This window comes from Pseudomonas sp. B424 (genome assembly GCF_055408345.1).
The window spans coordinates 101,082-119,240 of record NZ_JBUZTL010000011.1 but is presented as its reverse complement, the minus strand read 5'-3'; the positions used below and the strand labels follow the sequence as shown (position 1 = coordinate 119,240).

The following is an 18,159-nucleotide window of genomic DNA, read 5'->3' as shown; positions in this document are numbered from 1 at the left end:
TATCATTCCTGCCCGCTTGCGTTTTCTGTAGCCCGGATCTGCTCCAGGTAGTTGTAGATGGTGTATCGGGTTACGCCGAGCGCGGCGGCAGCTTTTTCAATCCCGCCTTTGACGATGAATATCCCGCGATCCTGCATTTGCCGAACAGCCTCAACCTTTTGAGGTTTTTTCATCCCTGCTACACCGCCGGGACAAGCGACCTGAATAATCTGCGCCATCAACTGTTCCATATCTCTTGGCTCATCGGCGCGTGACTCAGGCGCGGCTTCAAGGCCCAGAATTCCAGCGAGAACAGCGTGTGCGGCGGCAACACCGCTCAAGTCGGCATTGATACACAGACTGGCGAAAGGCTGCCCGCTGCTGTCGCGATATACCACGGTGGAACTGCGCAGCGGGCGGCCGTCAGGCGCGAGTGTCGAATAGTTCTCCACCATTATGGGATCAGAGCTTGAGTGATCGTCCATGGCGCGCCTGACGGCGATGAATCCTAAATCCTGGCGTGGGCCGCCCAATACTGACCCGCCTACCCTTCTGCCAGTGACATGACCATTGGCGATGGCAAGGATGGATCTCTCCGGGTTGGCCAGGTCATGTAACACGATCTCCGTATGAAGGCCTACCGCATTACTGAGCATTTTGAGGGTGCTGTGAAGCACATTAAGTATCAGCTTGCGCTCGGCTGGTAATACTTCAGAAACCTTCATTGGTGCCTGCACGTGATTTATCGAAGGGCAGGAAAAATATCAACAATAAGTTTAATTATCAATTTTTTGTTGAATTAATAGGCTGTCCGAATCGTCCCTCCCATTTTCCTGACGGGACGCTAGATCAAATCCAATCTGACAAATTGTGGACAGTTGCCTGCCTTACTCAATCTGCTTTCTATTGAACCTGGTTTCGCGATGTGAAAAAGGCCATCACTGCTGCGAGTGCCAGCAAGATAGCGCTTGCGAGAAATGTCATGCGATAGCCGCTCCCGTCGAACAGCAATCCGCCGAGGGTAGAGCCCAACGCACATATCAATATGCTGGGACGGTACTCCTTCGCGGTACCGGATGAGGTCGCCCAAGGTGAGCTGCGGCCACTGCGTAATCCAGACGACGAAGTAACATCTCTTCGGTGAAAGGTCGCCTCCAGCGGTAGTACGCGGAGCCAAGAAAATTCCGTAGAAAAACGCCTGAAGAAAAATTTCCGGCTGCGTCGTCTACCCGGCATGGGTTTACATACACGTTTACCCCATAAAGAGTGGCATTTTCGCTATGGATCAGCAGCACCGTAAATCATGTGTTTTCCGACACTGGCGGTTGCTGGGTTTGGAGACTTGCCGGAAAATCTGGGGATTGGGCGTACACCCGTATAGAAAATGAAAAACTCCGTCATCAGGCTTGTACCTGTGACAGAGCATAAAGTCATGAAACGGTTACACCAGATGATTTGATCATCTGGTTCCCAGCAGAGTCAGGGATTGCACCGGCTTATGTGATGTTCAGCGAGCCTTTGGATTCGGGAATATTTACTAAGAAGCAATTGGATAAAAAGTATAAACATGCGTCAAGGTTTGGAGTTGAAGAAACACAAAAAAATCGTCAACCACTGACTAAATTTAGAGATGCGATTGAAGCACATTTGGCTGACAAAGATACGGTTAAAAAAGGTACATGCATAAGAAACGCAGGGTCCAAAGTTTTTTACAACTCGAAAACCAACAATGTTGTTATAGTCAGTAAGGATGGTAAGTTTTTGTCAGGCTGGCGAATTGACCCGCAAACACCACAATTTAAAAACTACTTAGATAATGGAGTTCTGCAATGAGTATGAATCTAATTGATCGTGCGAAAAAATTTCTGAATGGAGATATAGCGCCGCAGATTTTTTCTGACGAATACATTAAGGCTTGGAATAATGAGCTAGATGCTAATATCCTAAAAGACGACGAAGCTAATCTGTCTGAGTGCGCTTCAACAATTTTTATCTTGGCTGATAGTTTTAATCCTGAATCTGATCGCAGTGAGGGTGAGTTAGATGAAAATGGCTTTAAGGCAGAAGTGAAAGCGACTTTAGAGAAATTCAAGTTAAGTTGATTTTTTCACCGACGGTTCAGGAAAGCCCAGCTCAAGCTGGGCTTTCTTTTGCCGGGATCTTGACAAGTTTTCTCTCTGTATGCCAGATATTCCTGATGCATGTATTTTTTAGGTATAGATAAAACGATACATCTAGAAAATGGTAAAGACTTCTTTGATCTTAACGGTGACAGTGTAATGGCTCTTACACCTAAAGTTGCCAAAGAAGTTTGTGAAGAAGCAACAAAATTAAGGAGGTTTGTTTGGATAGTCGAAGGCGGTCATTGATGAACCCTAGATTTAGGCCAGATGGCAGTACCCGCTGGGATGCTCGACAAGAGTTTGAAAGAACTGGAAACTTTAAAGAAAACAATGAGGCCGCAGTAAAAAATATTGATGATGATGTTAGTCTGAGGATTAACACCTTCATGATTACGTTGTCTCGATAAATGGCCCAACAAGGGGCTAACAAGAAAAAGCCCAGTTTGAACTGGGCTTTTTCTTGTCGACCAGCTCGCGGCGGAACGCACGCAGGAACTGCATGATCGGCTGTTGGCTGCGGGTGTGCCGCTCAAAGGCGGTGTCATTCTCAACTAATGTGGTCCGAGCCGGATGTAATCGGGCTGTTCTCACACAATGTGGGCCCATTCTCACTTAATGTGGGCCGAGGCGGTCCGATATTCTCAATTAATGTGGTCCCGAAACGAGCGATGTAATCGGGTCGGGCGGCGGATGTTATCGAGCCGCTACAACTCGGCTACCGGTGGGTTGGCGATGATGCGCCGCGAGTCACTCAGGCCTGGGAAAGGATGCAGTCCAGTAAGCCCGGGAAGCGCAAATTAAGCTCCTGCGAGCGCAGTGAGTTCATGTGCGTAGTCCCGACATTTCGCGTATGGACGAGCCCGGCGTCGCGCAAGACGCGGAAATGATGGGACATGCTGGACTTGGGTCGACCGCCGTCCAGCTCGCCGCACGAGGCTTCAGTGACGCCCGCAAGATACCGGACAATCTCTATACGCACGGGGTCGCTCAGGGCGTAAAGCAAACGCTCGAGGATGAAGTCGGATGGGATGGGGTGTTTGAAGGTACGCATGTGTCGATGATAACGAAGGCTTTCAATGAATGCTATATTTCGAATACTATCGAACAAGCGAATCAATCTACCGGAGCCTGGACATGTCTGCCCTATTCGAACCGTTCACTTTAAAAGACGTCACCTTAAGAAACCGTATTGCCATTCCGCCGATGTGCCAGTACATGGCAGAAAATGGCGTTGTCAATGATTGGCATCTGGTCCACCTGGCCAGTTTGGCAAGGGGCGGCGCGGGCCTGGTTGTAGTCGAGGCGACAGCCGTTTCTCCTGAGGGACGTATCACCCCCGGGTGCGCAGGCATCTGGAGCGATGCCCACGCGCAGGCTTTCGTGCCCATGGTAAAAGCGATCAAGGATGCCGGCTCTGTACCCGGTATTCAGATTGCGCATGCCGGTCGCAAGGCCAGCGCCAACCGCCCCTGGGAAGGCGATGATCACATTGCTGAAGGCAATCCAGATGGTTGGCAGACCATTGCCCCCTCGCCCATCGCGTTCGGCGCCAATCTGCCGAAAGTCCCCCAGCAAATGTCCCTGGAAGACATTGCCCGTGTGCGCCAGGACTTCGTTGATGCTGCACGCCGGGCCCGTGACGCCGGTTTTGAATGGATCGAGCTGCACTTCGCGCACGGGTATCTGGGCCAGAGTTTCTTCTCGGAGCACTCCAATCAGCGCACCGATGAATACGGTGGCAGCTTTGAAAACCGTAGCCGATTCTTGCTAGAGACGCTGGCGGCTGTGCGTGAGGTGTGGCCGGAGAATCTGCCACTCACTGCTCGTTTCGGGGTAATCGAGTACGACGGGCGCGATGAGCAAACGCTGGTCGAATCGATCGAATTGGCGCGGCGCTTCAAGGACGGCGGGCTTGATCTGTTGAGCGTCAGTGTAGGCTTCACTATCCCGCAAACCAATATTCCCTGGGGCCCCGCCTTTATGGGTCCAATCGCCGAGCGCGTGCGCCGTGAGACAGGTCTGCCAGTGACTTCTGCATGGGGCTTTGGTACTCCGCAACTGGCAAACGCCGCTGTCGAATCTCGACAGCTGGACCTGGTGTCTGTGGGCCGGGCTCATTTGGCTGATCCGCACTGGCCGTACTTTGCAGCCAAAGAGCTGGGCGTTGAAAAGGCCTCCTGGACACTGCCCGCGCCCTATGCTCACTGGCTTGAGCGCTACAGGTAAGTTCGATTTCTGCCTTTGTGGGAGCGGGCTTGCCCGCTCCCGCACTTGACCAGCGTGGGGCTGCGCGCCTCAACTATTGGTCGCGTTGGCTCTCCAGCTTCAATGCCCGTTTCCAGCTGTCCAGCGCAGCCAGCCGTTGCAGGTAAGCCTGGAGATGAGGATATTGCGCCCCGCCCCTCATCTGCTCGACCACAGTGATGGCAACAAAGGCCAGCATGAAATCAGCTCCTGACAATGTGTCACCCACGATGAACGTTCTGTTCGCAAGCACACCGTCCAAAAACCCCAGGACCTTATCAAACTCGGCCTGTGTGTAGCCGTCCAGGAACTTCAACTGAGTGCCTGCATTGATCTCGAACTGGGTGAATAGCTTGAGTAGTACGGGCACCATCGCGGAGCTTTCAGCGAAGTGAATCCACTGCAGGTACTGAAGATAGTCAGGTGAGTTGAACGCGGGCTCCAGCCGGGGTGCGAACCGGCGGATCAGGTATTCGACGATGGCGCCGGATTCAACGAGTACTTGTGCGTCCAGCTCTATCACTGGTGACTTGCCCAGCGGGTGAATGTTTTTCAGTGAGGCCGGGGCGAGACGCGTGACCGGGTCCCGCTGATAGCGAATCAGGGTGTACGGCTCTCCAATTTCTTCAAGTAGCCAAAGAATACGTAGCGATCGGGATGCGTTGAGGTGGTGAAGTGTGATCATGAAGACTCTCTCTGCTAAGGGTAAACCCGCGGCGCCCGGACTGTTCAACAAGCACGGGCGCCGTCAGCGGCTACTTCAATCGGGCAACAAGGGCTTTGGCGACTCCTTCAGAACTCGCCGGGTTCTGGCCGGTGATCAGCTTGCCATCTTCTATGACAAAGGGTGCCCAGTCCGGCCCTTTTTCATATAGCCCACCCAGGCTTTGGAACTCATCTTCGATCAGGAATGGCACGACATCGGTCAGTTCTACTGCGGCTTCCTCACCATTGGTGAAACCGGTGACTCGGCGACCTTTAACCAGCGGCGCGCCGTCTGCGGCCATCACATGGCGAAGAACCCCCGGAGCGTGGCAGACAAAACCAATGGGCTTGCCGGAACGCTCGAATGACTGGATCAGCTGGATCGACGTCTTCGACTCGGCCAAATCCCACAGAGGACCATGTCCACCCGGATAGAACACGGCGTCAAAGTCTTTACTGCTAACCGTATCCAGCTTGACGGTGTTCGCCAAAGCCCGCTGAGCGTCAGGGTCAGCGTTAAACCGGCGGGTCATGTCAGTCTGAAAATCCGGCAGCTCACTCTTTGGGTCCAGCGGTGGCTGACCACCCGCTGGCGACGCCAAAACCACCTCTGCCCCTGCATCCTTGAATACGTAGTAAGGCGCTGCGAACTCTTCAAGCCAGAATCCTGTTTTCAAGCCCGTGTCCCCCAGTTGATCGTGGGACGTCAGAACCATCAGAACTTTCATGTCATAGCCCTCATTGATACGGTTTGGCCTTTGGCAACGCGATCTGCCTTGGGCTGATGCTGAATGCACTGCCCTGACTATGTACGACCACCGGTTTTTGAATACGTGCAACGACGAAAACCGTGGATGACAGGATAGGCGCCAGCCGCTGCCTTAGCGTACAGAGCATCAAAGCAGTCTATAAATCCCGGAAACCACCTGCATCGTTGCGTCTTCGATGGTTCCTTCATTGCGGCATAAAGCCCAGCCGTGATCTGCAATCGCTTGCTCGAACGCCCGGGTACAAGCGACATGCTCTTCCAGGTTATGAAGCACGGTACTGCCCAGCCCTCGCGATCGGGCTGCTGCCCTCGCCCATGACACTTCAGGGTCGGTGACAACCCCCACATGCAGGTCCGGTACTCGCACGCCCCGATCCATGTTCAATTGTAGAATTTCTGCAAACGGGACTATCCGGCGAAACGCGGCATCAGACGGATACCAGCGATCGATCAGGATGATGCTGTCCGCTGGCTGTGTAGTCAGCACGTGACGGGAAATCCAGCTACGACTATCAGCAAGGCGCTCACAAACCCGCAACTCCAAATCCCTGCCGGGATTTCTGACGAGTGTGTTCACAAGGGCCATTGTTTCAGCCCTGCAGGGATCGTTATTTCTTTCGCTAAGCCGGATCACCTTCTTGTTGTCAGCCCTCAGTACTTTCGTAATGGCCTCCAAAAGCGTGGTTTTTCCAGTTCCCTTGGGCCCATCCAGAGAAATAAACAGCGGGCGGTTCATTCTTCAAATTCCATTGTGCATCGTTAAAAGTTGTATTTTTTGCGGTCTCGTTATCAACCCCTCAATACGGCCTTGAGTAACGGATCATTCAGGTACGCGACATTCAGTCTCGTCCATGGATTCACACGCGACTGCTCCGGTGAAAAGATGTGCCCGGGGGCAATCATGAAACCCTTTGGCAGCAGTTGTCGCGTCAGTTCCCTGGCGTCGTCAATGTGGGGGAACCGGGCCCACAGATAAAGACTCTGCTCCGGACGTACAAATACCTCGGCCCCTATCTCATCCAGCATCTGCAAGCCCGCCGCGGTGGCCGCTTTCAACCGTTCCTGGAGGCGGATCAAATGCCGCAGGAAATGCCCCTCTGTCAGGATGACATCCACGGTTCGCTCACACAGCTCCGATGTGCTGGTATGCAGCAGCATCTTCAGGTCACCCAGTTCATCGATGACGTCTTTGTTGCCGGCGATAAACCCCACCCTCAATGCCGCAGAAACAGATTTTGAAAAGCTGCCCACGTACAGCGAACACTTCAACTGATCCAGCGCAGAGACCCTGATAGCCGATGCCGGTTTGAAATCTGCCAAAGCGTCGTCGTCCACCAGAATAAAGTTGTGTTCTTGCGCCAACTGAACCAGCCGATGAGCCTTGCCGGGGGAAATGTCTGAGCCCGTCGGGTTGTGCCCCACAGACTGAATGAAAAACAACTTCGGCTTGTGCAGGAGAAGATGCTGTTCGAGCACTTCCATGTCCGGGCCATCCGGCAATCTGGGTACCGACAGCATCCGCGCACCTTGCAGTTGCAGCTTGCCGAACAACGGGTAATAGCCAGGGTCCTCGACACACACGCAGTCCCCCGGGGCAATGAAGCGACGGATGATCAGGTCCAGCGCGTGATTGGCGCCATGGGTGGTTACGATCTGGCGAGCACTGGCCGTAATCGAATAGCTGGCCAGTTTCTGTACCAGGTGTTGACGAAGCGCCGCATTCCCCAGCCGATTGCCGTACCGGAACAGCGTCGTGACGCCGATGCGCATGATCTGCCGCGTGAACTTGTCCAGTCGCAAATCCATCAACCACTCGACGGGCGGAAAACCTTCACCGAGTGGCGAATGTCCAGGCTCACGTACAAACTGCTGACGCATGAGCCATATGGTGTCCATCGCGCGGGTGAATGGCTGTGGCTCTTCCGGCTCGCTGCTGCTCGGAGCGCCCTGTTTGACGAAGAAACCCTGCCCGTGTCGCGCCTCAACAAGCCCCTGGGACGCCAGCGCCTCGTAAGCGTTGATCACGGTATTTTTCGAATAGCCGAACAGGCCCATGCACTCGCGCAGAGAAGGCAGACGGTCGCCCACCCGGTACGTGCCGTTGCCAATCTGCTCGACCAGTGATGCCGTCAGTTGCTGGGCAAGCGTCTGTCGCGCCATCGCATGGATTCCTGAATGAAATAATTTCAGAGGGTACAGCTTAGGTACTGTCTGTCCAAACTGTACCTTTTTAAGTCGGACACATACGAATAGGGTGACGGCAACTCAACAACAATAACTGCACGAGAACCCTCCCCATGAGTATCGACTCCCGCCTCCCCATGTTCCGCAGCATGACGCCCGCCGAGCGTTTGGGGCATTTGCAAGAGTTGCTTGAGCTGCCGGAAGGTGATGTCGCCCTGCTGCGCGATCCCGGCGCCCTCCCCCTGGAAATTGCCGATGGCATGATCGAGAACGTCATCGGCACATTCGAATTGCCGTACGCCGTCGCCAGCAACTTCCAGATTAATGGCCGCGACGTCATCGTGCCGCTGGTCGTTGAGGAACCTTCGGTAGTCGCTGCCGCCTCGTTCATGGCGAAACTGGCTCGCGAGGCTGGCGGTTTCCAGACTTCCAGCTCATTACCGCTCATGCGGGCCCAGGTGCAGATCGTCGAAATCGAAGACCCCTTCAACGCCCGCCTGAGCCTTTTGCGCCGCAAGGACGAAATCATCGAACTCGCCAATCGCAAGGATCAACTGCTTAACCAGCTGGGCGGCGGTTGCCGCGACATTGAAGTACATACCTTCACCCAGAGCCCACGCGGGCCGATGCTGGTCGCGCACCTTATCGTGGACGTGCGCGATGCCATGGGTGCCAATACCGTGAACACCATGGCTGAAGCCGTGGCCCCGCTGATGGAAGAAATTACGGGGGGCAAGGTCCGGTTGCGCATCCTGTCCAACCTGGCCGACCTGCGCCTTGCCCGGGCCCAGATCCGCATAGCACCTGAGCTGCTCACCACCACAAGCTACAAAGGCGAAGACGTCATCGAAGGGATCCTCGACGCTTACAACTTTGCCGTGGTCGACCCCTATCGTGCAGCCACCCACAACAAGGGCATCATGAACGGCATCGACCCGCTGATCGTCGCCACAGGCAACGACTGGCGCGCGGTGGAAGCCGGTGCACACGCCTATGCCTGCCGCAACGGGCATTACGGTTCCCTGACAACCTGGGAAAAAGACAGCAAGGGCCATCTGGTGGGAACACTGGAAATGCCCATGCCGGTCGGACTGGTTGGCGGCGCTACCCGGACTCACCCGCTGGCGCAACTGTCGTTACGCATCCTGGGTGTGAAGACAGCACAGGAACTTGCCGAAATCGCTGTGGCGGTGGGGCTTGCACAAAACCTGGGCGCGCTGCGTGCGCTGTCCACCGAAGGCATCCAGCGCGGTCACATGGCTCTGCACGCACGCAACATTGCGCTTTCGGCGGGCGCCAGGGGTGAAGAAGTCAATTGGCTGGTCACCCGAATGGTCGAAGCCTGTGATGTGCGTTCGGACAAAGCGGCTGAACTGCTTGAACAAAAGCGGGCGCAGTAATGATCATGGCTGGCAGTCATGTCCGTCTGGTTGAGGTGGGTGCGAGGGACGGCTTGCAGAACGAAAAGCGCACGTTAAAACCGCAGATCAGGGTGCAATTGCTGGAAATGCTGGCTGACACCGGCTTGCGCACGCTGGAGGCCGGAGCATTTGTTTCACCGCGCTGGGTGCCGCAGATGGCGGGGTCTTGTACGGATTTTCGACAGCTCGGTTGCCGGCCTCGGAGGCTGCCCGTATTCGCCGGGCGCCACAGGCAATGTGGCCACTGAAGATGTGATTTACCTGCTGAACGGTCTGGGGCTGTCACATGGCGTCGATCTTGATGCGCTGATCGATGCCGGGGAGTTCATCAACGCTGAACTCGGGCGGGGAACGGCTTCCAGAGTCTCCCGCGCCCTGCTTGCCAAACGTGGCCATTTAAAAACCCATTAAGCCGCATCTCTTCACCTTCATAACAATAAAAGCCCTCTGGGGCAGTGGGAGAACCCTTATGAAACCCGAACTGTTTGAAGTATGGGGCGACACGGTCGACGGTCGTCACCTGATTTACTCCATCGGCATTGGCGCAATCGTCAGCCTCGGCGCGTTCTTCATTGCCCAGCAACTGCTCGCGGGCTGGGTAGCCGACCCGCAGATGGCACGTGCCTACGCGATGCTGGTGGGGATTGTGGGTTGCCTGGCCGGCGGCGCCATCAGCGCCACCCTGTTCAAACCCAAACGCAACGTCGTGGAGCACCTGACAGACCCGGCCTGGCGCTCAAAAATCCTGATCGAATTGCAGAACGAATATGGCCCCCTTGGCAGCCTGGCTGACTTGCCGCCCGCCACGATTGCGGAGCTGCGTGAAATGGATCTTTATGATCTTTTCGCTGAGTATGACAAAGGCCTTCATACGCCCCCCGACAGCCTCGACGAATCCCCGGTCAGCGCTGCCAGCATTGAAGGTGGCCGGTCATGATCGAACCACTTCTGGACCAGATCCTGATAGCGGCGGGCATGGGTGTTCTGGGGGCCGTCATTTTCGCCGGGATCGGGCTCATCTCGGGCAGCGATGAAACGACCACCCTCGCCCCGTTAACCTTGCTGGTGGTGCTGTTGGGCGTGCCTGCCGCAGGGGTGCTGACCTTCTTCCTGGCGGGTGCCGTGGCCAAACATATGACCCATGCCGTACCGACGGCGCTACTGGGGATTCCCGGCGACACGATGGCCACGCCCCTCATGCGTGAAGCCAACTTTCTGCGCAATCTGGGCGTGCCGCACATTGCCCTGCGCAAAATGATTTCGGGGGCCGTGATTGCCGCGCTGATTGCCGTTCCGATGGCCGTTTTGTTCGCCGTGATGCTCGCGCCGTTCGGGGACATGATCAAGCATGCGGCGCCTTGGGTTTTCCTGCTGGCGGCGATCGCGATTGCATGGTTTTCCAAAGGGCGCCTGGCGGCCGTGCTGACACTGATCCCCTTCGTCATGGTGATCATCGGCCTGCAAAGCATCACCGGGCAGTACGGGGTCAAGCTCAGTGTCAGTTACTTTCTTGGTATCGCGATCGGCCCGCTGATCGCTGCACTATTCTCCATGCTCGCCCCGGCCGAGCGAGAAACAATGCGCCGCCAGCAAGTGCGTACTTTTTCACTCTCGCCCGACGTAAAAAGCTGGGGTGGATTTTTCCCTAACCCGCTGAAAGTTCTGGATAGCAAGCAGAGCATGTGGACGGCCATCACCGCCGTCATCTCCAGCGCGACCTTTGTGTTCAGCCCGGTTGCCATGACCGTCATCATGGGCGAGCTCGTCGGCTCAAGGGTCAAACACGTCTACCACCGCTTGACCACCGTCATCACCGCCCGTAACGGGGTCACAGAGTCGACCTACCTTGCCGAAGCGCTGATCCCGTTGATCGCTTTCGGCCTGCCACTCAGTCCGGTCGCCGCGGGCCCGGCAGCGCCACTGTTCAATGCGCCTCCACGCTTTAGCGTCGACACGGCCACCGGCCAGGTCCACAACTTGCACTCACTGCTCAGCACCTGGGAATTTCTTGGGTACGGCATGCTGGCAGTGGTCATCGCCATTCTGATCGCTTACCCGTTCACCATGAATTACGCACACCGCGCAGCGTCCTATGTATCGCGCAATATCAGCCACGAAGCGGTGATATCGACCTTTGTCGGGCTGATCCTGGTGATCGGCATCTGGGAAGGCGGCCTGCTGGGGTTGCTGGTGATCATTACCATCGGCCTGCTGGGCGGATTTCTTTCACGTTTTCTGGGCTTCAACATTGGCGTGCAGTTCATGGGCTATTACACCGCCGTACTCACGGTTCCGGCCCTGATTGCCCTGATGCAACCATGATACCTCGCAGAATGAGTGCAAGATCCCTACAAAAAATAGCCACAAGCCTTACTCACGACCAGCCAATCAAGATTCCCTCTATTGGCGGTCTTCCCACTCTTGAATTAACGTTAACCCACCTATTGCACGTGACTTGAACCCCGTCACCCCGCCCCTTTTGCAGTGGGCGGCTTGATGAGCCGGTGCTCTTTTCCAACAAGGCAGTTAACCGGCTGATTAATCAGGGCCTATATGAATGAGCAGCTTCGCCAGCGCGCCGCGGGACCGCAACGGATGACGCGTATCTGTGCCCTTTTTCGACACCCGCACCTCCTGACTCCACTGAGCCTGCTGTGCCTTGCCCTGGCGGGCTGTACGGTAGGCCCTGACTTTGAACGCCCCGATGTGGCCACCAATGCCGACTATTCACGAGAACAGCTCACTACCACCGCCCGGGCAGACGTTGAGACCGGCGGCGCGGCACAGCGGCTGATCGCCGGGATGGACATACCCGGGCAATGGTGGACGCTGTTTCGCTCACCGGCACTGAACGCTCTGGTCAAGGAAGCCTTGCAGGCCAACCCCGATGTCAGCGCCGCCCAGGCTTCATTGCGCCAGGCCAACGAGCTGGTGTATGCCGACCAGGCGTCGCTGTTTCCCTCGGTAAACGGCAATGTGTCGAAGAGCCGCCAGAAAATATCGGGGGCCACTACGGGGACTTCGTTATCGCCCATTCTGACGGTGAGCTCCGCGTCGCTGAGCGTGTCTTATGCTCCGGACGTGTTCGGCGGTACACGCCGTCAAATCGAATCCACCACGGCGCAAGCCGAGTACGAACGCTTCCAGCTGGAGGCGACGTACCTCACGTTGACCTCCAATGTGGTGAATACGGCTGTTAGCCTTGCTTCTCTGCGCGATCAGGTGGCTGCCACCGAGGAAATCATCCGGCTCCAGAGCGGCCAGCTCGACCTCCTGCAGGCCCAGCGGCGACTGGGTGCCATCGCCGATACCGACGTCCTCACGCAGCAGACCGCACTGGCGCAAACCCGTGCCACCCTGCCCCCGCTGCAAAAGCAATTGGCCCAGACCCGCAATCAGTTGATGGCCTACCTGGGCCGGTTCCCCAATCAGGATCGGGACGAGCGCTTCAACCTGGCCTCCCTGCACCTGCCACAGGAGCTGCCGGTCAGCCTGCCCTCGGCCATCGTCGGCCAGCGGCCGGATGTGCGTTCGGCCCAGGCTCAACTGCATCAGGCCAGCGCCGATATTGGCGTGGCCGTGGCCAATCAGTTGCCCCAGTTCAGCATTACCGGGGCCTTGGGTTCTACGGCGGCGAGCGGCACAAAACTGTTTTCGGCGGGCACCGGGGTCTGGAGCCTCGCCGGTTCGATCATCCAGCCGATCTTTGATGCCGGCGCACTCGAGCATCGCAAGCGGGCCGCCGTGGCAGCCTATGACGAGTCGGCGGCCCGCTACCGGGGCACCGTGATCACCGCGTTCCAGGATGTAGCCAACGTGCTGCGGGCGCTGGAAGCCGATGCCGAAGCGCTCAACCAGCAGGTCGCGGCGCAACAGTCCGCCCAGGCCAACCTGGACCTGGTGCAAGCCCAGTTCCGGCTCGGGGCAGTGGCGTACATCAACCTGCTCACGGCCCAACAAAGCTATCAAAATACCGTGCTTGCACGGGTCAAGGCCCAGGCCGCCCGATACAGCGACACCACTGCCCTCTTCCAGGCACTGGGGGGTGGCTGGTGGAACCGCACCGACGTGGACCCCGCCACCGCAGGCAGTCCTGACCGCTTCGGCCTGCCAACGTGGCAAGAGATCATGCCGCCCCACAGAAAGGCTGCGCCGGCCGGTACGACGCGGCTCGACTGAATCATTGAAACAGTGAGGACACCATGGCTGACGTCAAGACTGCCTCCCCCCCGCCATCCGGACCAAACGCATCGGACGGCCCGCGCAAGCGTCGGCTGTGGCGGCCGATGATCATCATGGTCGGGGTGGTACTGGTGATTGTCGCGATCATTGGCGGGGTCAAGTTCATGCAGATTTCGGCCATGATCGCCCAGTCCAAGGTGCCCTTGCCCGCCGCGGTGGTGACGGCCATGCACGTGCCGTTCGACGAATGGCAGCCCCGTGTTTCCGCCGTAGGGTCGATCAAGGCGGTAAAAGGGGTAGATGTAACCACTGAAGTGGGCGGGATTGTGCGTACCCTTGGCTTCAAGCCCGGGCAAGAGGTGGCAGACCAGACGCTGCTCGTGCAACTGAATGCCGACTCGGACATCGCCCTGCTTCACTCCCTGGAGGCCACTGCCGACCTGGCCGTGATTGTCCTCAAGCGCGACAAGGCCCAACTGGCAGTAAACGCCGTGTCCCAGGCACAAGTGGACACCGATACCGCGGACCTGAAGGCCAAGCTTGCCGCCGCAGAACAACAGCGGGCACTGGTGGCGAAAAAAACCATTCGCGCCCCTTTTGCCGGACGTATCGGCATAACTGGCGTCAACCCCGGTCAATACCTCAACCCCGGCGACAAGGTAGCAACGCTGCAGACCTTCGATCCCATCTACATCGACTTCACGGTGCCACAGACCCAGCTGGAAGCCATCGACATCGGCCAGGAGGTTTCGGTGACGGCCGACGGCCTGTCCAACCAGACTTTCACGGGCAGGATCAGCACCATCGACACCCAGTTCGACCCGACCACGCGCAATGTCACGGTCGAAGCCACCGTCGATAACCCCAAACACAGCCTGGTACCCGGGATGTTTGCCCGGGCCCTGGTCGACTCCGGCACGGCGCAGCGCTACCTCACCGCTCCGCAAACGTCCGTCACCTACAACCCGTACGGCACCACCGTGTTCATCGCCACCGCGCAAAAGAACGATAAGGGTGAGGACGTACTGACAGCGCAGCAGACCTTCATCAAGACCGGGCCAACCCGGGGCGATCAGGTCGCCATTGTGTCCGGTGTCAAGGAAGGCGATCTGTTGATCACCAGTGGCCAGATGAAGCTCAAAAATGGCTCGCCGGTGCAGATCAACAACAGCGCCGCGCCGCTGAACGAACCCGCTCCGACCCCTCAAGAACACTAACCATGAAACTTACCGATACCTTCATCCAGCGACCGGTCTGGGCCGTGGTGGTCTCACTGTTCATCCTGATCCTGGGGCTGCGCTCGATCTTCGAGTTGCCGGTCAACCAATGGCCGCGCACCGAAAATGCGGTGGTCACCATCACCACGGCTTACTACGGTGCGGACGCGTCCACGGTCGCCGGTTTTATCACCCAGCCCCTTGAGTCGGCCATTGCACAAGCCCAGGGCATCGACTACCTGTCTTCGTCGAGCATCACCGGTGTATCGACCATTACTGCCACGCTGCGGCTGAACTTCGACGCCAGCAAGGCGCTGACCGAGATCAATACCCAGGTCAACTCGGTCAAGAACCAGCTGCCGGCGCAGGCCCAGGAACCGGTACTGTCGGTAGCGGTCGGGCAAACCACGGACGCCATGTACCTGGGTTTCTACAGCGACACACTGCCCACCAATAACATCACCGATTATCTGGTGCGGGTGGTCAAGCCCAAGCTGGATTCGATCCAGGGCGTACAAACCGCAGAGATTCTTGGCGGGCGGCAGTTCGCCCTGCGCGCCTGGCTGGACCCGGACAAACTGGCGGCGCACAACGTGACCGCCCAGGACGTGTCCACCGCCCTGGCCAACAACAACTACCTGTCTGCCGTGGGCTCGACCCGGGGGCAAACCGTGACGGTCGACCTGACGGCCGGGACCGATTTGCACACGGTGGATGAATTCAAGCGGCTGATCATCAAGCAGAAAGGTGATGCACTGGTGCACCTGGAGGACGTGGCCATCGTCACCCTGGGCGCCGAAAGCTACGACAGCAGCGTGGCGTTTTCCGGCAAGCGTTCGGTGTTCATCGGCATCAAAGTGGCACCCAATGCGAACATCCTCACGGTCGCCACCAATGTGCGCAATGCGTTCCCCGAGCTGCAATCGCAATTGCCCGCCGGGGTGCGCGGCGACATCGTCTATGACTCCACCGAGTTCATCAATACTTCGATTTACGAGGTGGTGAAGACCCTGGTTGAGGCCATGATCATTGTGTCTGTAGTCATCTACCTGTTCCTCGGCTCGTTCCGGGCGGTGATCGTGCCGCTGGTGGCGATCCCGCTGTCGCTGGTGGGGACCTTCTTCGTCATGTACCTGCTGGGATACTCCATCAACTTGCTGACCCTGCTGGCCCTGGTGCTGGCGATCGGTCTGGTGGTCGACGACGCAATCATTGTGGTCGAAAACGTCGACCGCCATATCAAGGAGGAAGGCAAGGGCGTGCTGGAGGCGGCGCTGGTTGCGGCGCGGGAACTGGGTGGCCCGATCATCGCGATGACCGTGGTGCTGATTGCCGCGTACGTGCCCATCGGGCTGCGCAGCGGCCTTACGGGTGCACTGTTCAAAGAGTTCTGTTTCTCGCTGGCGGGTGCCGTGACCGTGTCCGCCGTGGTGGCGTTGACGCTTTCGCCGATGATGACCTCCCGGCTGTTCAAGCCCGGGCAGGAAGAGGGCCGTTTCGCCCGCCGGCTGGATCAGTACTTTGACTGGCTGCGGCGCCGTTACCGCCGCGTACTGTCGGGCGGTTTGAACATGTGGCCGGTGCTGGTGACGTTCGGCTTTGTGCTGTTCCTGCTGGTCGCTGCCAGCGGCATGACCGCCAAAAGCGAACTGTCGCCCACTGAAGACCAGGGGCTGGTGTTCATGCAGATCAAAGGGGCGCCGACCGCCTCGCCCCAACAGATGGAGCGCTTTGCCGACCAGGCCTTCCAGATAGCCAACAAGGAGCCGGAATACGCCCAGATGTTCCAGCTCACCGGGCTGCCCGCACTCAACCAGGGCCTGGGCGGTGTGCTGCTCAAACCCTGGAACCAGCGCACCCGCTCCCAGGCCGAACTGGTGCAGGATCTCCAGCAAAAATGGAACCAGGTGCCGGGGGCGACCGTTGCGGCCTTCCCGCTACCGTCGCTGCCGGGGGCCCAGGGTTTGCCGGTGCAGTTTGTGATCACCACCACCGACTCGGTGGAAAACCTCAATGAAGTGGCCCAGGCGGTGATGGACGAGGCACAGAAACAACAGCTGTTCTGGTTCGCCGACATGGACCTCAAACTGGACAAGCCACAAGCCCGGCTGGTGGTCGACCGGGAAAAAATTGCGGCACTGGGCATGACCCAGGCAGACGTCGGTGCAGCGCTGTCCGCCGCACTGGGCGGCAACTACGTGAACTACTTCTCGACGGCCGGACGCTCGTACAAAGTCATTCCCCAGGTGTTGCAGGTAGACCGCCTCAACCCCGACCAGATCCTCGATTACTACATTCGCACCCCGGCCGGGGACATGATCCCGGCGCGCACGGTGGCGCATATCGAGACGTCAACACAGCCGGAGTCGATCAACCACTTCCAGCAACTCAACTCGGCGACCCTTTCAGGCGTCAGTGGCGTGGCCCAGGGCGAGCTGCTGGCCAAACTGGACACCATCCTGAACAACGTGGCGCCATCGGGTTACACATCGGACTTCTCGGGCGAGTCGCGCCAGTTCATGCAGGAGTCAGGCGGCTTCGTCGGGCTGCTGCTGTTCTCGATTCTCATCGTCTACCTGGCCCTGGCCTTCCAGTTCGAGAGTTTCCGCGACCCGGTGGTGATTCTGTTCTCGGTGCCCCCGGCGCTCTTTGGCGCGCTGGCCTTCATCACCATGGGGTTCGCGTCCATCAACGTGTACACCCAGGTGGGCCTGGTAACGTTGTTGGGGCTGATCACCAAGCACGGGATCCTGATCGTTCAGTTTGCCAATGAACTGCAGCGCGCAGGCCACAGCAAGCGTGAGGCCATTGAAGAGGCCGCCACCGTGCGCCTGCGGCCCATCCTGATGACCACGGCCGCGATGGTGCTGGGCGTGGTGCCTCTGGTCTGGGCCTCCGGTGCCGGGGCTGCAGGACGTCATGACATGGGGCTGGTGATCTTCGCCGGGCTGTCCATCGGCACCCTGCTGACGCTCTTCATGGTGCCGGCGATGTACATGTTCATCGGCAGCACGCACCACCAGCAAGCCACGCAGCCGCACCCCGGCCAGCACGACGAAGAAGCGGCCGGATCACCTTGAAACCCTCGCCTGACCTGAAGCGGGTCGTCACCGTGCCGGATGCTCAGGGCATCTGGCCCACGACCCTTGCTTCGCGACCCAGCCCCCTGGTTTGAGCTGATTCAACCTGCAGATGTGATCCAATCCGGTTGACATGTAACAGTGGCTGCACTAGGTTGACGTAAACGTAAACGTAAGCCCTGTCGATTTCGCCGCGCTTTACGGATACAGCGCATCCGCGCTGCCCGGGAAGAATGTCGCAATGGACAGCACGCC

17 protein-coding genes and 2 pseudogenes are annotated in these 18,159 nt (G+C 57.9%); 13 read left to right on the top strand and 6 right to left on the bottom strand.

Translation table 11 applies throughout. The annotated features are described in order from the left end of the window. Positions 1-2 precede the first annotated feature (2 nt). Positions 3-704: a helix-turn-helix transcriptional regulator gene (locus ACZRMS_RS15000; protein WP_463995876.1), complete on the bottom strand. Its 702-nt coding sequence runs from the start codon at positions 702-704 to the stop codon at positions 3-5. 721 nt (positions 705-1,425) lie between these two features. On the opposite strand from ACZRMS_RS15000, the pseudogene ACZRMS_RS14995 reads away from it, so the two are divergent. The 5 genes and pseudogenes from ACZRMS_RS14995 to ACZRMS_RS14975 all read left to right on the top strand — a co-directional run. Further along, positions 1,426-1,482 (top strand): annotated as a pseudogene (locus tag ACZRMS_RS14995) (S-type pyocin domain-containing protein); the annotation flags it as partial. Next, entirely contained in the window at positions 1,483-1,812 is a 330-nt protein-coding gene (locus ACZRMS_RS14990; protein ID WP_463995890.1) for a colicin D domain-containing protein, read from the top strand. After that, positions 1,809-2,081: a colicin immunity domain-containing protein gene (locus ACZRMS_RS14985; protein ID WP_463995875.1), complete on the top strand. Its 273-nt coding sequence runs from the start codon at positions 1,809-1,811 to the stop codon at positions 2,079-2,081. Before ACZRMS_RS14990 ends, ACZRMS_RS14985 begins: the two co-directional genes overlap by 4 nt. A 99-nt stretch (positions 2,082-2,180) precedes the next feature. Next, positions 2,181-2,348 (top strand): hypothetical protein, encoded by a 168-nt coding sequence (locus ACZRMS_RS14980; RefSeq protein ID WP_463995874.1) that lies wholly within the window; start codon positions 2,181-2,183, stop codon positions 2,346-2,348. Beyond that, a complete protein-coding gene (locus ACZRMS_RS14975) occupies positions 2,348-2,509 on the top strand; it encodes a hypothetical protein (protein WP_463995873.1) in 162 nt (53 codons plus the stop codon). The genes ACZRMS_RS14980 and ACZRMS_RS14975 overlap by 1 nt, the downstream gene beginning before the upstream one ends. A 344-nt stretch (positions 2,510-2,853) precedes the next feature. Here ACZRMS_RS14975 and ACZRMS_RS14970 read toward each other — a convergent pair whose 3' ends face one another. Further along, positions 2,854-3,153, bottom strand: coding sequence for an ArsR/SmtB family transcription factor (locus ACZRMS_RS14970; RefSeq protein WP_463995872.1), 300 nt, complete (start codon positions 3,151-3,153; stop codon positions 2,854-2,856). Between the two features lie 83 nt (positions 3,154-3,236). On the opposite strand from ACZRMS_RS14970, the gene ACZRMS_RS14965 reads away from it, so the two are divergent. Then, positions 3,237-4,328 (top strand): NADH:flavin oxidoreductase/NADH oxidase, encoded by a 1,092-nt coding sequence (locus ACZRMS_RS14965; RefSeq protein ID WP_463995871.1) that lies wholly within the window; start codon positions 3,237-3,239, stop codon positions 4,326-4,328. A 73-nt stretch (positions 4,329-4,401) separates the two neighbouring features. Here the strand turns inward: ACZRMS_RS14965 and ACZRMS_RS14960 are convergent, their stop codons facing one another. From ACZRMS_RS14960 to ACZRMS_RS14945, 4 genes are all read right to left on the bottom strand, one after another. Next, positions 4,402-5,031: a glutathione S-transferase family protein gene (locus ACZRMS_RS14960; protein WP_463995870.1), complete on the bottom strand. Its 630-nt coding sequence runs from the start codon at positions 5,029-5,031 to the stop codon at positions 4,402-4,404. 70 nt (positions 5,032-5,101) lie between these two features. Continuing rightward, entirely contained in the window at positions 5,102-5,779 is a 678-nt protein-coding gene (locus ACZRMS_RS14955) for a type 1 glutamine amidotransferase domain-containing protein (RefSeq protein ID WP_463995869.1), read from the bottom strand. Positions 5,780-5,947: 168 nt separating this feature from the next. Continuing rightward, positions 5,948-6,556, bottom strand: coding sequence for a dTMP kinase (locus ACZRMS_RS14950; protein ID WP_463995868.1), 609 nt, complete (start codon positions 6,554-6,556; stop codon positions 5,948-5,950). Between the two features lie 53 nt (positions 6,557-6,609). Next, positions 6,610-7,980 carry an aminotransferase-like domain-containing protein gene (locus tag ACZRMS_RS14945; protein ID WP_463995867.1) on the bottom strand — a complete coding sequence of 457 codons (1,371 nt, stop codon included), beginning with the start codon at positions 7,978-7,980 and terminating at the stop codon, positions 6,610-6,612. A 137-nt stretch (positions 7,981-8,117) separates the two neighbouring features. Between ACZRMS_RS14945 and ACZRMS_RS14940 the strand changes: the two genes are divergently transcribed. The 7 genes and pseudogenes from ACZRMS_RS14940 (at position 8,118) to ACZRMS_RS14910 (ending at position 17,904) form a co-directional block, all read left to right on the top strand. Then, positions 8,118-9,404: a hydroxymethylglutaryl-CoA reductase, degradative gene (locus tag ACZRMS_RS14940; RefSeq protein ID WP_463995866.1), complete on the top strand. Its 1,287-nt coding sequence runs from the start codon at positions 8,118-8,120 to the stop codon at positions 9,402-9,404. Between the two features lie 189 nt (positions 9,405-9,593). After that, a pseudogene (locus ACZRMS_RS14935) lies at positions 9,594-9,836 on the top strand (hydroxymethylglutaryl-CoA lyase); the annotation flags it as partial. Between the two features lie 58 nt (positions 9,837-9,894). Continuing rightward, positions 9,895-10,362 (top strand): hypothetical protein, encoded by a 468-nt coding sequence (locus ACZRMS_RS14930; protein ID WP_463995865.1) that lies wholly within the window; start codon positions 9,895-9,897, stop codon positions 10,360-10,362. Beyond that, positions 10,359-11,747: a tripartite tricarboxylate transporter permease gene (locus ACZRMS_RS14925; RefSeq protein WP_463995864.1), complete on the top strand. Its 1,389-nt coding sequence runs from the start codon at positions 10,359-10,361 to the stop codon at positions 11,745-11,747. Before ACZRMS_RS14930 ends, ACZRMS_RS14925 begins: the two co-directional genes overlap by 4 nt. A 273-nt stretch (positions 11,748-12,020) precedes the next feature. Then, positions 12,021-13,604, top strand: a complete 1,584-nt coding sequence (locus ACZRMS_RS14920) for an efflux transporter outer membrane subunit (RefSeq protein WP_463995863.1) — start codon at positions 12,021-12,023, stop codon at positions 13,602-13,604. A gap of 23 nt (positions 13,605-13,627) precedes the next feature. After that, positions 13,628-14,824 (top strand): efflux RND transporter periplasmic adaptor subunit, encoded by a 1,197-nt coding sequence (locus tag ACZRMS_RS14915; protein ID WP_463995862.1) that lies wholly within the window; start codon positions 13,628-13,630, stop codon positions 14,822-14,824. Positions 14,825-14,826: 2 nt separating this feature from the next. Continuing rightward, on the top strand, positions 14,827-17,904 hold the full coding sequence (locus tag ACZRMS_RS14910; protein ID WP_463995861.1) for an efflux RND transporter permease subunit: 3,078 nt from the start codon (positions 14,827-14,829) through the stop codon (positions 17,902-17,904). Positions 17,905-18,159 lie beyond the last annotated feature (255 nt).

What these genes read in the sequence shown, in the direction of transcription:
- ACZRMS_RS14930 (WP_463995865.1), top strand. Translation starts at nt 9,895, where the DNA reads ATGAAACCCGAACTGTTTGAAGTATGGGGCGACACGGTCGACGGTCGT.
- ACZRMS_RS14985 (WP_463995875.1), top strand. Translation starts at nt 1,809, where the DNA reads ATGAGTATGAATCTAATTGATCGTGCGAAAAAATTTCTGAATGGAGAT.
- ACZRMS_RS14925 (WP_463995864.1), top strand. Translation starts at nt 10,359, where the DNA reads ATGATCGAACCACTTCTGGACCAGATCCTGATAGCGGCGGGCATGGGT.
- ACZRMS_RS15000 (WP_463995876.1), bottom strand. Translation starts at nt 704, where the DNA reads ATGAAGGTTTCTGAAGTATTACCAGCCGAGCGCAAGCTGATACTTAAT.
- ACZRMS_RS14980 (WP_463995874.1), top strand. Translation starts at nt 2,181, where the DNA reads ATGTATTTTTTAGGTATAGATAAAACGATACATCTAGAAAATGGTAAA.
- ACZRMS_RS14955 (WP_463995869.1), bottom strand. Translation starts at nt 5,779, where the DNA reads ATGAAAGTTCTGATGGTTCTGACGTCCCACGATCAACTGGGGGACACG.
- ACZRMS_RS14915 (WP_463995862.1), top strand. Translation starts at nt 13,628, where the DNA reads ATGGCTGACGTCAAGACTGCCTCCCCCCCGCCATCCGGACCAAACGCA.
- ACZRMS_RS14960 (WP_463995870.1), bottom strand. Translation starts at nt 5,031, where the DNA reads ATGATCACACTTCACCACCTCAACGCATCCCGATCGCTACGTATTCTT.
- ACZRMS_RS14975 (WP_463995873.1), top strand. Translation starts at nt 2,348, where the DNA reads ATGAACCCTAGATTTAGGCCAGATGGCAGTACCCGCTGGGATGCTCGA.
- ACZRMS_RS14950 (WP_463995868.1), bottom strand. Translation starts at nt 6,556, where the DNA reads ATGAACCGCCCGCTGTTTATTTCTCTGGATGGGCCCAAGGGAACTGGA.
- ACZRMS_RS14970 (WP_463995872.1), bottom strand. Translation starts at nt 3,153, where the DNA reads ATGCGTACCTTCAAACACCCCATCCCATCCGACTTCATCCTCGAGCGT.
- ACZRMS_RS14945 (WP_463995867.1), bottom strand. Translation starts at nt 7,980, where the DNA reads ATGGCGCGACAGACGCTTGCCCAGCAACTGACGGCATCACTGGTCGAG.
- ACZRMS_RS14965 (WP_463995871.1), top strand. Translation starts at nt 3,237, where the DNA reads ATGTCTGCCCTATTCGAACCGTTCACTTTAAAAGACGTCACCTTAAGA.
- ACZRMS_RS14920 (WP_463995863.1), top strand. Translation starts at nt 12,021, where the DNA reads ATGACGCGTATCTGTGCCCTTTTTCGACACCCGCACCTCCTGACTCCA.
- ACZRMS_RS14910 (WP_463995861.1), top strand. Translation starts at nt 14,827, where the DNA reads ATGAAACTTACCGATACCTTCATCCAGCGACCGGTCTGGGCCGTGGTG.
- ACZRMS_RS14940 (WP_463995866.1), top strand. Translation starts at nt 8,118, where the DNA reads ATGAGTATCGACTCCCGCCTCCCCATGTTCCGCAGCATGACGCCCGCC.
- ACZRMS_RS14990 (WP_463995890.1), top strand. Translation starts at nt 1,483, where the DNA reads ATGTTCAGCGAGCCTTTGGATTCGGGAATATTTACTAAGAAGCAATTG.